Annotated in this window: 9 protein-coding genes; 7 read left to right on the top strand and 2 right to left on the bottom strand. The window is 39.8% G+C overall.

Annotated elements, in window-relative coordinates:
* Position 1: 1 nt before the first annotated feature.
* From FPV17_RS10320 to FPV17_RS10345, 6 genes are all read left to right on the top strand, one after another.
* On the top strand, positions 2-1,300 hold the full coding sequence (locus FPV17_RS10320) for a TRAP transporter large permease (RefSeq protein ID WP_035398341.1): 1,299 nt from the start codon (positions 2-4) through the stop codon (positions 1,298-1,300).
* 25 nt (positions 1,301-1,325) lie between these two features.
* Positions 1,326-3,722 carry a glycoside hydrolase family 31 protein gene (locus tag FPV17_RS10325; protein WP_144558932.1) on the top strand — a complete coding sequence of 799 codons (2,397 nt, stop codon included), beginning with the start codon at positions 1,326-1,328 and terminating at the stop codon, positions 3,720-3,722.
* Complete coding sequence (uxaC, locus tag FPV17_RS10330) at positions 3,722-5,116, top strand: glucuronate isomerase (RefSeq protein WP_210244254.1); 1,395 nt, start codon at positions 3,722-3,724, stop codon at positions 5,114-5,116. The genes FPV17_RS10325 and uxaC overlap by 1 nt, the downstream gene beginning before the upstream one ends.
* A gap of 227 nt (positions 5,117-5,343) precedes the next feature.
* The gene (locus FPV17_RS10335) at positions 5,344-7,014 is read left to right on the top strand and encodes a sensor histidine kinase (protein WP_144558934.1); all 1,671 of its coding nucleotides are present in this window, start codon (positions 5,344-5,346) and stop codon (positions 7,012-7,014) included.
* Positions 7,015-7,018: 4 nt separating this feature from the next.
* The gene (locus FPV17_RS10340; RefSeq protein ID WP_035398339.1) at positions 7,019-7,777 is read left to right on the top strand and encodes a response regulator transcription factor; all 759 of its coding nucleotides are present in this window, start codon (positions 7,019-7,021) and stop codon (positions 7,775-7,777) included.
* Between the two features lie 81 nt (positions 7,778-7,858).
* Complete coding sequence (locus FPV17_RS10345; RefSeq protein ID WP_144558935.1) at positions 7,859-8,863, top strand: NADP-dependent oxidoreductase; 1,005 nt, start codon at positions 7,859-7,861, stop codon at positions 8,861-8,863.
* Positions 8,864-8,909: 46 nt separating this feature from the next.
* Here the strand turns inward: FPV17_RS10345 and FPV17_RS10350 are convergent, their stop codons facing one another.
* Positions 8,910-10,046, bottom strand: a complete 1,137-nt coding sequence (locus FPV17_RS10350) for an MFS transporter (RefSeq protein ID WP_144558936.1) — start codon at positions 10,044-10,046, stop codon at positions 8,910-8,912.
* Positions 10,047-10,204: 158 nt separating this feature from the next.
* Positions 10,205-10,783, bottom strand: a complete 579-nt coding sequence (locus FPV17_RS10355; RefSeq protein ID WP_144558937.1) for an RDD family protein — start codon at positions 10,781-10,783, stop codon at positions 10,205-10,207.
* Positions 10,784-10,933: 150 nt separating this feature from the next.
* Here FPV17_RS10355 and FPV17_RS10360 point away from each other — a divergent pair, with 150 nt between their 5' ends.
* Positions 10,934-12,487, top strand: coding sequence for an ABC-F family ATP-binding cassette domain-containing protein (locus tag FPV17_RS10360; protein WP_144558938.1), 1,554 nt, complete (start codon positions 10,934-10,936; stop codon positions 12,485-12,487).
* Positions 12,488-12,544: the final 57 nt, after the last annotated feature.

Raw genomic sequence — 12,544 nt, forward strand, 5'->3', positions numbered from 1 at the left:
AATGGCCTTACTTGCAGGAATTAGCCTCGTTGTTGTGTTTTTACTATTGCTTGTAATCGGTGTTCCTATTGCGATAAGTGTTGCAGGGGCATCGATTGTGACAATGCTCCTTATTGCCCCTTTTGATGCGGCGGTCTTCACCTCTGCTCAGAAGATGGTAACAGGAATTGATAGCTTTACATTACTAGCTGTGCCATTTTTCTTATTAACTGGCATTATTATGAACCAAGGAGGCATTGCGCTACGATTGGTTAACGTTGCTCGTCTTCTAACTGGTAAATTACCAGGGTCCTTAGCTCATACAAATATTGTCGGGAATATGTTATTCGGTTCTATTGCGGGCTCTTCTGTTGCATCCGCAGCCGCTATTGGCAAAGTGATGCATCCCCTTCAGGAACAAGAGGGCTATGACCGTAAGTTTTCAGCTGCTGTCAACATTGCATCAGCACCAACAGGGTTAATTATTCCGCCCACTGGACTCTTTATTATTTATTCTCTCGTTAGTGGTGGAACGTCTGTTGCGGCTTTGTTTTTAGCAGGCTACATACCAGGTATTTTATGGGGACTAGCAACAATGGTTGTGGCGTATATTCTCGCCAAACGCAAAGGGTATACAGCGAAACGACATCAGGCTGGTAGTAGTCCTTTAAAAGTCATTTGGGAAGCGGTCCCAAGCTTGTTCCTTGTGATTATCATTATCGGAGGAATTATCGGGGGGTTTTTTACGGCAACAGAAGCGTCGGCTATTGCGATCATTTACGCGTTGCTCTTATCGTTTGCCTATCGAAGTCTATCAGTTAAACAACTGCCTGGTATTTTCAAGGAAGCTGTTGAGTTAACGGTTGTCATTATGTTCTTAATTGGGACATCTGCCATGCTTTCTCTCGTTATGGCGTTTACAGGCATTCCTAGTGCCATCAGTACAGGCATTTTATCATTAACGGATAATCCTATCTTCATTTTGTTACTTATTAATCTCATTCTATTGCTTATTGGTATCGTAATGGATGTGACACCTGCCATTTTAATTTTTACGCCTATTTTTCTACCAGTTGTTATGGAGTTTGGTATGGACCCTGTTCATTTTGGTGTTATTTTAATTGTAAATCTGTGTATCGGTAATATTACGCCACCTGGGGGAAGTGCTTTATTCGTAGGAAGCACAGTTGGAAAAGTGAAAATTGAAGAAGTCGTGCGACCGCTTGTCCCGTTTTATATTGGGATTATCATCGTATTAATGATTGTCACAATGATTCCTGCGCTGAGCACATGGTTACCAACACTCGCTGGTTTAATGTAATACGATAGAAAAAGGAGAGAAACCCATGAATATTCAAGCACCCTATCAATTTGAGCTGAAAGAAAAAAAAGGCTCTTTACTATCTTTTTATAGTTCGGAAGCGCAAATGACAGCATATGTATTTGTACTTGAACAAGGCATATTTCGAGTTCTTTTTGAAAAAGAAGAGGGTTTAGAAGTACCGCAAACATGGAGCATTGCTCCAGGCTGCGATGATGTACCAGTAGAAGGACGTCCGCGTTTCAGCACTGAAGGGTTTACGTGTCCGACGTTTGCGACGAAAGAGTACGATCGTCATATAGAAATCGCTACAAATGAACTGAAAGCAGTGATTCAAAAAGAAGGATTTCGCATGGCATGGTTCCAAAAACAGCAAGGTGAGTGGGTTGAATTTGCCAGTGATCGAATGACTCAAGCATATAATTTTAAAGGCGAGTTAGGGAAATCGCTTAAACATTATTTAAAAAGAGATATTAGCGAGCACTATTTTGGGCTAGGAGAACGAACAGGGGAGTTAAATCGTCACCATGGTCGTTTCCGTAATCTAACAATTGATGCAATGGGTTACGACGCTCAATATTCAGACCCGCTATACAAACATATTCCCTTTTATATCACGCGCAATCCGAAAACGAGTTATTCCTACGGCTTGTTTTATGATAATCTTGCACCAGGCTATATCGATCTTGGAAGAGAATTAGATAATTACCATAGTTTGTATCGTTACTTTGAAGCAGAAGCTGGAGATTTGGATTATTATATGATCGGTGGTCCAACAGTAAGAGACGTTGTGCAAACGTATACGTGGCTTACAGGAAACACAATGATGCCACCAAAGTGGAGCATCGGATATTCTGGATCAACCATGAGCTATACAGATGCGTCCAATGCGCAAGAACAGCTTTATCAATTTATCGCTGATTGTGAAGAGCACGATATTCTCTGTGACTCTTTTCAACTATCTTCTGGTTACACTTCTATCGGAGACAAGCGTTATGTGTTTCATTGGAACAAAGAAAAATTTCCTGACGCCAAAAAACTAGCGGCGGATTTCCGTGAAAAAGGCTTGCGGCTTGCAGCGAATATTAAGCCAGCTTTTTTAGCAGGTCATCCTGCATATGAAGAACTTGAGGAAAACGATTATTTTATTACTGATGGTCAAGGGAAAACCGAGTTAGCTCAGTTTTGGGATGGTGGTGGCGCCTATCTTGATTTTACGAACAAGCACGCATTCAACTGGTGGAAGACACAAGTGACAAACCAGTTGCTTGAATACGGTATTTCATCCACCTGGAACGATAACAATGAATATGAAATTTGGAATGAACACGCACAAGTGAATGGATTTGATCACGCGCTACCATTTCAGACCATTCGCGGGCTGTTTCCACTATTAATGATGAAAGCGTCATTTGAGGCACAAGAGGCATTTACAAAAGAAGAGCGGCCGTTTCTTATTTCGCGTTCTGGAGGGCCAGGAATGCAGCGTTACGTTCAGACTTGGACAGGTGATAATCGCACAGAATGGAAAACGATTCGCTTCAATACGAAAACCGGTCTAGGATTGAGTTTGTCAGGTATTTACAACTATGGTCATGATGTCGGTGGATTTGCCGGACCAAAGCCAGATCAAGAGTTATTTATCCGTTGGGTACAAAATGGGATCTTTCATCCACGCTTTACCATTCATTCTTGGAACGAGGATCAAACCGTAAATGAACCATGGATGTATCCAGAGGCGACATCAGCCATTCGCGCACTCATTCAGCTTCGTTCCATGTTAACACCCTATTGGTATACGACGTTCTATGAAGCGCGCACGCGCCATGAGCCTATTATGAAACCAACATTCTTTGATTTTGAAGGGGATGCCAAGACTTGGGAAGAAAATGATGATTTCCTCGCTGGACCAGCATTTTTGGTTGCATCTGTCGTAGAGCCTGGTGTAGATGAGAGGCGTGTGTATGCACCGAAATCCAAAGGGGGCTGGTTTGATTTCTATCGGGGAACAGCTGTTACTGGAGGAACTGAAGTGACATTGCCTGCACCGGATCATGAAACGCCTTTACTTGTAAAAGCAGGCTCCATGATACCAGTGAATGGTGCCGAACGAACGTTTAAAAAGAAAGATGAGGATGTACGGGGCTTCCTTTTGTTTCCGGAAGAGGGTGCGAATCACCGCAGCAGCTATACGTTATATGAGGACGATGGGATTTCACGTGATTGGAAAGAAAACCATGCTCTTGTTCATTTAGACATGACTACTACGGCAGACACAATATCTATAACTGTTACGGTAGATCACCATGGGTATGTACTACCTTATAAAGAAGCCATCTTTACTATTGCAACAGGAGATAGACGAACACTCATAGTTAATGGTAAAACCATTGAATCGGGTCAAAGAGGAGTGATTTGCTAATGTTTATACACGAAAACTTTATGCTTCAAAACGAGTATGCAAAAACGCTGTATCACAATTATGCCAAGACAATGCCTATCTATGATTTTCATAGTCACCTAGATCCAGAGTCGATCGCGAATGACAAATCCTATGAAACCATTACCGAGTTGTGGTTAGGTGACGATCATTATAAATGGCGCGCGATGAGAGCATGTGGTATTGAAGAAAGGCTCATTACTGGTCCTGCAACGGATAAAGAAAAATTCTTCGCATGGGCAAGAACGGTTCCTCAACTTCTCGGCAATCCTCTGTATCATTGGACGCATATGGAGTTAACACATACGTTTGGCATTTCAACGTTATTATCGGAAGAAACAGCAGAAAGCATTTGGCAAGAGACCAATCGTCAGCTACAAGAAAAAAAAGTCACAGTGCGGTCTTTGCTTCAGCAAGCCAATGTAGACACACTTTGTACAACCGATCAAATTATCGATTCATTAGAGGAGCATGTTCGAATTGCTCAAGATAAAACAATTGTAACAAAAGTGTTACCAACGTTTCGTGCAGATGCTGCTTTGCAAGTAGGTGGAAAGAACTTCCGAGATTTTCTTGGTAAATTAGAAAATGTGACTGGAATTGACATAAACAATGTATCGTCGTACCTTCAAGCATTAACGAATCGAATTGATTACTTTCATGAACGTGGCTGTCGAGCAAGTGATCACGGTATTGGTCAATTTCGGTTTGAAAAAGCTACTGTTCAACAGGCAGAAGAGCTATTTACTCAATTGCTGCAACAAAAGCGCTTGAACGAACACGAACGAACACTTATTCAATCTATTGTTCTCGAACATTTAGGGAAAGCTTACGCTGATAAGGGCTGGGTCATGCAACTCCACATTGGTCCTCTTCGTAACAACAATAGTGCTGCTTTTGATACCATCGGCCCAGATAGTGGATTTGATTCGATCCAAGATGATTCGTATGCCATTTCATTAAATCGTTTCTTTAATGAGCTTGAACAATTGGACAAGCTACCAAAGACGATTTGCTTTAATCTCGATTGGACGAAAAACGAAATGATTGCGGGTGCACTTGGCAACTTCCAAAAAGAAGGACTGCCAGGAAAGATGCAGCTCGGATCAGGCTGGTGGTTCAATGATACAAAAGACGGTATGCGCCGCCAAATGACAAGTTTGGCATCTGTTGGAGTTTTGTATCATTTTGTTGGAATGTTAACAGATTCGAGAAGCTTTCTGTCTTTTGCTCGCCACGATTATTTTAGACGTATTCTATGCCAATTTATCAGTGAATGGATGGAAGATGGAGAGATTCCAGCTAATTTGCCACAAGCAGGAAAACTCATACAAGCTATTTCTTACCAAAATGCAAAACGATATTTTGAATCTTGATCAGAAAGCCTTTCTAAAGAGAGGCTTTTTTTTGTCTTATGAAAGAATTATCTGAAAATAAATTCGTTTTTCAAAAAAGCAAACTTATTCAAATATGGAGATTGTGCTTTATGATGGAATGATAACGCTTACTTGATGAAAGGAGAGAACTAGTAAATGAGTTTATAGGAGGAGAGATATTAGCGAAGAAAAAAAGCTATACGCATCGTTACAGGAGGTGAATCGATATGAAATCAAAGAAAATGAAAGACGAGATTAAGCGCTCCTTTTTCACCTATGCCATCGTGGTGGTTACTGTTATCTTTTTTATTTATTTATTATTATTATCAATCGTATTTCGTTTAACAGTTATTGAGCCTAATGAAGCAAATCATGAGCATGTTTTAGCTGACGTAGAATCTGGATTCGCAGCCTATTCTAATGGGATGGAAGAGCTAGTTAATGCTTCATCAACGATTCACACCTTTTTAGAAACAGGAGAACAAGCAAGTGAGGCTTATAAAATCTTGTATGATTTTCGAAATCATCAGTCCTTACATGCAAATTTTTTGTTGTTAAATGATGATGAAGAAGTGGTGGCTACAAGCTTTTATAGCGGAACAGAGGAGGAGGCAAGAAATGGTGTTGCTTTAAATGCTCTTACTCATAAGTTAGAAGGCGCTGGTGTCGTTGGGACGCGTTTAACGAGCCCATTACGAGATGTTCATCATCGCTCTTCCTATGTTTTCTCAGCGGCAATCGGTGGAGAGGAAGGCTTACTTGGGTATTTGTTTTATTTCCTCGACTTACAGTCGTTTCCAGATCAACATTATGTGTACGTAACCGATTTGTTTGAGAATGTGATTTTTTCTAATTATTCCTATGGATTGACGACCCTAGGAAAACTTGACGTGAATCGAAAAGGGAACTGGATTACGCATGACGGAGACATGTTTTATAAAACACAAACGACTCTTTCTAAGCAAGGGATTCAGATCATTACAATGACACCAATATCCATTTATCGTTTACTGGTGTTATATGGTGTATTGACAATGATGATAAGTAGTATTGCTATTCTACTCGTTGTTTGGTTTGTTGCACCAAAGATTGTCGCGAAATCATTGCAGCCATTTGATGGATTAGTCGCGCTAATGGCATCAAAAAAGAAGTATAGTCATCTTGATCACGAGCCGAATTATGAAGAAGTCGAAATTATTTATGAAGAATACCGAAGTCGTGTATCTGAGGTTGAGCGATTGTTAGATGAAAATCAAATTATAATGGAGAAGAAGCGTATCAGTGAATTAAAGCATCTTGAAGCAAAGTTTAATCCTCATTTTCTTTTCAATGTTCTTGAAATGATTAAATATGAACTTATGGCTGATCCGCAAAGTGCTTCTGACATGGTAGTGAAAACAGCAACATTGATGCGCTATAACGCTAACTTTGGACAAACATTAGTGCCGCTCGGAGAGGATATACGTTATCTTAACGATTATTTTTCTTTACAAAAAATGAGATATGGAAAAAGGCTACACTATGAAATGACGTTCATTCCAGAATCTATATTAGACGAAGCGTCTATTCCAAAATTACTCATTCAACCATTAATTGAAAACGCAATCAAACATAATATTCATAAAACCCATTCTTTATCGATTGAAGTAACGATCAAGACAGACGGTGATCTGCTAACGATTGAGATTAAAGATAACGGAATGGGCCTTGCTAAAGAAAAAGTGGAAGAAATTAAAGCGATTTATCTTGGAGAAAAAGAAGCATCAGAACAAACAGGTCTTCATACTGTACATCAGCTTATACAGCTTTTATACGGAGATGATTATGGTTTAATGATGCACTCACAAGTTGAAGATGGAACAATTATGACAATTACGTTGCCACTACAAAAGGGGTGAAACCATGTTGAAAGTCATTATTGTAGAAGATGAACCAATTATTTTAAAAGGATTACTTTACCGAATTGATTGGCTCAAAACGAACTGCATTGTCATTGGTACGGCAGAAAGCGGAATCGAGGGCTGTCAGCTTATTTTGGAGAAAAAGCCAGATATTGTGATTACAGATATTCGTATGCCCTTTAAAGATGGCTTGGAAATGTTGCAAGAAACAAAAGACGTCTGTCAGTACGAAGCCATCATTCTTTCAGGTTATGGAGAATTTCAATACGCACAACAAGCGATTCGACTAGGTGTGCACAATTATCTATTAAAGCCTGTTGATTTAAAAGACTTTGAAGCGACACTTCATGAGTTAGCAATGAGTGTACAAGAAAAAAGATCATCGAGCCAATCGAACAGTCATCGCCATGTACTTGATTTAAAAGTAGAATGGACAGAAGGTTCTAGTTATGCTGCAGATGCGATTCGATATATTGAAAAACACTATGATCAAAAAATTAGCTTGGCGATGGCTAGTAAAGTGATTGGTCTTTCAACTGTAAGCGTGAATACAAAATTAAAAGAGCGAACGGGGTATAGTTTTAATGAGTTACTAACCCGTTATCGATTAACTAAAGCGATTCAAAAATTGCAGCACGAAAATAGTCTAGTCTATGAAGTGGCTGAACAAACGGGGTTTAGCGATTACAAATATTTCAGTGCAGTTTTCAAAAAGTATATTGGTACTTCACCAAAGCAATTCCTCAAAAAGGGTATGTGATGGACGTTTTTGATCCATCTGTTTAATACGAGGATTAACGTGGAATAAACCAATAGATGGATATAAAGGAGGAAAGACAAGATGAAGCAACAACAAATTCGACTGCGTGAACGGCCTGACGGGTGGCCTAGTGAAGAGACTTTTTCGTATGAAGAGGGGGAAGTGAAAGAGCCTACACAAGATGAAGTGACGTTAAAAACCCGCTATCTCTCAGTTGATCCGTACATGCGAGGAAGAATGAACGATACAAAATCGTATGTAGAACCCTTTCAAATAGGAGAACCTTTAAACGGTGGAATTGTGGCAGAAGTCACGAAAACAAAATCAGAAAAGTTAAAGGTTGGCGATATTGTTTCAGGTGCATTAAATTGGCAAGAATACAATACTGTTCCTGCAGACACTGTACGTAAACTTGACCTACACGGAGCACCGATGTCAACAGCGTTAGGTGTGTTAGGAATGCCAGGGCTCACGGCGTACTTTGGTATGTATCACATTGGCGAGCCGAAAGAAGGCGAGACTGTCGTGGTATCAGGTGCAGCAGGTGCCGTTGGGTCCATTGCAGGGCAATTAGCTAAACGAAAAGGTGCACACGTTGTGGGCATTGTTGGTTCAAAGGAAAAAGCAGACTATATTCGTTCTATCGGGTTTGACGAGGCTATTGACTACAAAGAAAAGCATGTGGGGCAAGCATTAGAACAAGCATGTCCAAATGGAATTGATGTTTATTTTGAAAATGTTGGTGGCGAGATCTCAGATCAAGTCTGGCCGCTTCTTAACTCATTCGCTAGAGTCCCTGTTTGTGGTGCGATTTCTTCGTATAATCTAGAACAAGGAGAAGAAGATATAGGAAGACGGGTGCAAGGATACCTGGTAAAAGCTCGTGTGAAAATGCAAGGTTTCCTTGTAGGTGATTTCCAAAGTCATTACAAGGAAGCGTACGCGGATTTATCACGTTATTTACAAAACGATGAATTACAGTTTGAAGAAACGATTCATGAAGGATTCGATAAAGTACCAGAAGCTTTTCTTGGTTTATTTAAAGGGAAAAATATAGGCAAGCAGCTTGTAAAAGTAGAGAAATAAAAAGAAGCGTTCATACGATCGTATGAACGCTTTTTCTCGTCGACTTTTATTTCATTTTCACAGCGATAATCGCAACAATTAATCCAATGACAGCAAATAAACCGCCTACAGGGGCATTAAAATCGACCGTGTATACATCAATTGTCAATCCACCAACAACCGAGCCAATGGCCATACCAACATGAGTAGCAGAGTTGTTAATACTTTGTTGGATGTCAGACGTTTTCGGTGCAGAAGCAACGAGATGTCCTTGTATAGCCGGTGTAATCGTCCAGCTTAAAAAGTTCCACAACATTAAAAGTGGAATAAGTAGTATCCCGCTGTTTGAAACAAGCGGTATGATAAACAGGACAAAGGCAAAAAAGGATAATGCGACAACCATCGTCTGTCGATTGCCAAATCGATCCGATGCATATCCCCCAAACCAACTTCCGCAAATAGCCGCTATACCGAATAACAAATAAAGAAAGCTTAGGGCATTCCCTGATACATGTAACGTTGATTGTAAGAAGGGTGTTAAAAACGCATATAGTGTTAAATGACCAATAAAAAACAAAATGGAAACAGAATGTACCATCAAAATAGTTGGTTTCCGTAGGGCACGTAGTTGTGTCGATAGAGGCACATACGGCTTTGGTTCAATGGGATTTAATGTGAACTGGATCAATACCATTAAAATAAAGGTTACAACTACAATAAAGACAAACGGCGCCCGCCACCCCCATTCGTTTCCAAGAAATAGACCTAATGGTACACCTAATACTAACGAGGCACTTACACCCATCAATACAGTTCCAATGGCTCTGGAGCGATAGGCTTCTGAACTAATTTGCGATGCAATGGTTAAACATAACGAAACAAGGAGAGCCGCACCTGATGCCGATAAAATACGTGATACAAGAAGTACGAATAAACTATTGCTGATGACCGCAATACCATTTGAAAACAAAAATAGCACGAGAACAATCATAATTAATTTTTTTCGTTCCACTTTTGCAGTAAGGGATAGCAAAACCGGACCAGCAATCGCAAAGCTGAGAGAAAAAGCAGAAATTAATAAGCCGGCTTGACCTAGTGTGATATCTAAATCAGCTGCAATGAAAGGTAAGATACCTCCAATAATTAATTCAACTAGGCCTACAATAAAGGTAAGCGTTGTTAATAGGTAAATTCTTTTGTCCAAAACGGTTCCTCCCCAAATAAAAACAGGACCTCCTGTGAAACGGGAGGCCCTGCATTAAAGCATACATGTGCTAATTCGCTAACATAACGCCCATAGTTATGTCGCCTGAATACGTAATTACTCATAAGTTAGCACGGCTTTAAGGAAGTGTCAATCGGTCAATGTTCATTTGCTTCTTTGTCAATCTTCTCTGTTTCTGCTGGTGACTGCTTCGTAACATAGGTGCCTGCAATAAGGTCATGTATGGAGCGTCTTGATTTTGATAAGCCAACCATAAACGCACTAGCAACTAATAAAATTAAAGATGGAAAAAAGCCAAGAGCTAGTATGGTGAAATCGAATCCAGATAAAATGAATTCCTCACTCAAATCGTTGTTTTGTACGAATGTTAGCCATATTCGTGTATCAACAGTGAAAGAGAGGATTGTAACGCTAATAAGTATAGGTAACACATAGATAAGGCCGCCAATAATAGTACGTTTAATCATTGTCCAAATTCCTACGTTTGTACCGTCCATGTGAATGATGCGAATCTTAAACACCCGTTTACCGACCGTGTAACCATACCAAAAAACTGGTAGTAGTAGTGCGTACAAAAACTGTGCTAATTCTGTAATACCATCTTGCCAAGCTGCTAGTAAGAATAATCCTAGAAGAAATGCCAATCCATTAAATAAAATACCATCAAGTAAAAGGGCCCCAAGTCGTATCCAAAATCCTGCTGGTTTTGTTTCCATATGATCCCTCCTTTCCCTTTTAGAATATACCATATATTCTCTACTTTTATATAGCCTGACAGGAGTGTAAGCTTACACTGTATGGATAGTTGTGGTACAATTGTTTATTGGAAAAGCAGATAACGCTTACGCATAAAGGATTGATAATAGATGAGTATTTTAACAGTGAAAAATTTAAGCCACGGCTTCGGTGATCGTGCCATTTTTCAAGATGTTTCGTTTCGATTATTAAAAGGCGAACATATTGGATTAATTGGTGCAAACGGTGAAGGAAAATCAACGTTTATGAATATTATTACCGGTAAGCTTATGCCAGATGAAGGAAAAGTAGAATGGTCAAAGAAAGTTCGAGTTGGCTATTTAGACCAGCATACCGTTCTTGAGCGTGGAATGACCATGCGGGATGTGCTAAAAGGTGCGTTTCAGTATTTGTACGACATGGAAACTGAAATGAATCAAATGTACGAGAAAATGGGAGACGTCACTCCAGAAGAGCTGGAAAAGCTATTAGAAGAGGTTGGTGTCATTCAAGACACGCTGACGAACAATGATTTCTATACCATTGACGCAAAAGTGGAAGAAGTTGCTCGTGGTCTAGGGCTAGATGATGTCGGTTTAGAAAAAGATGTAGAAGATTTAAGTGGTGGACAGCGAACGAAAGTATTACTGGCGAAACTATTACTTGAAAAACCGGACATTCTTTTACTAGATGAGCCGACAAACTATTTAGATGAACAACATATTGAATGGCTAAGACGATACCTACAGGAATATGAGAATGCGTTTATTCTTATTTCTCATGATATTCCATTTTTGAACAGTGTTATTAATTTAATTTATCATATGGAAAATCAAGAGTTAAACCGCTATGTTGGGGATTATGATCACTTTCTAGAAGTGCACGAAATGAAAAAGCAACAGCTTGAAGCAGCGTATAAACGCCAGCAGCAGGAAATGTCTCAGTTAAAAGACTTTGTTGCTCGGAATAAAGCACGAGTTTCCACACGAAACATGGCTATGTCTAGGCAGAAGAAACTGGATAAAATGGATGTCATTGAACTTGCAAAAGAAAAACCAAAACCAGAATTTCATTTCAAAGAAGCTCGTTCAACAAGTAAGCTTATTTTCGAGACAAAAGAGCTTGTTATTGGGTACGATGAGCCATTATCTAGACCGCTTGATTTACGGATGGAGCGTGGGCAGAAAATTGCTTTAGTTGGAGCGAACGGTATCGGGAAAACGACCCTTTTGAAAAGTTTACTTGGCATTCAAAAGCCTATTTCTGGTGCAGTCGAACGAGGCGATTATCAAGAGGTTGGTTATTTTGAACAAGAGGCAAAAGCAACGAATAATACGTGCATTGAAGAAATTTGGCAAGAGTTCCCTTCTCTCGGACAAGGAGAAGTTCGTTCAGCTCTAGCAAAATGTGGCCTTACTACAAAACACATTGAGAGTAAGATGGTTGTGTTAAGTGGGGGCGAAAAAGCCAAAGTCCGCTTATGCAAACTGATTAATCGAGAGTCGAATATTTTAGTCCTGGATGAGCCAACAAACCATTTAGATGTAGATGCAAAAGAAGAACTAAAACGCGCATTAAAGGCATACAAAGGTAGCATTATGTTGATTTCCCACGAACCAGAATTTTATCAAGATATTGTTACGGAAACATGGAACTGTGAGAGCTGGACGACAAAAGTCGTCTAATACGAACGAAAACGAAGATGACAAGCTCATCTTCGTTTTTTTCTATATTTATACAGA

This window comes from Shouchella miscanthi (genome assembly GCF_007725405.1).
In the GTDB taxonomy this organism is placed as follows: domain Bacteria; phylum Bacillota; class Bacilli; order Bacillales; family Bacillaceae_D; genus Shouchella; species Shouchella hunanensis.

Excerpts from the sequence above, each read along its gene's own strand:
- FPV17_RS10320 (WP_035398341.1), top strand. The coding sequence starts at position 2 with ATGGCCTTACTTGCAGGAATTAGCCTCGTTGTTGTGTTTTTACTATTG.
- FPV17_RS10325 (WP_144558932.1), top strand. The coding sequence starts at position 1,326 with ATGAATATTCAAGCACCCTATCAATTTGAGCTGAAAGAAAAAAAAGGC.
- uxaC (WP_210244254.1), top strand. The coding sequence starts at position 3,722 with ATGTTTATACACGAAAACTTTATGCTTCAAAACGAGTATGCAAAAACG.
- FPV17_RS10335 (WP_144558934.1), top strand. The coding sequence starts at position 5,344 with ATGAAATCAAAGAAAATGAAAGACGAGATTAAGCGCTCCTTTTTCACC.
- FPV17_RS10340 (WP_035398339.1), top strand. The coding sequence starts at position 7,019 with ATGTTGAAAGTCATTATTGTAGAAGATGAACCAATTATTTTAAAAGGA.
- FPV17_RS10345 (WP_144558935.1), top strand. The coding sequence starts at position 7,859 with ATGAAGCAACAACAAATTCGACTGCGTGAACGGCCTGACGGGTGGCCT.
- FPV17_RS10355 (WP_144558937.1), bottom strand. The coding sequence starts at position 10,783 with ATGGAAACAAAACCAGCAGGATTTTGGATACGACTTGGGGCCCTTTTA.
- FPV17_RS10360 (WP_144558938.1), top strand. The coding sequence starts at position 10,934 with ATGAGTATTTTAACAGTGAAAAATTTAAGCCACGGCTTCGGTGATCGT.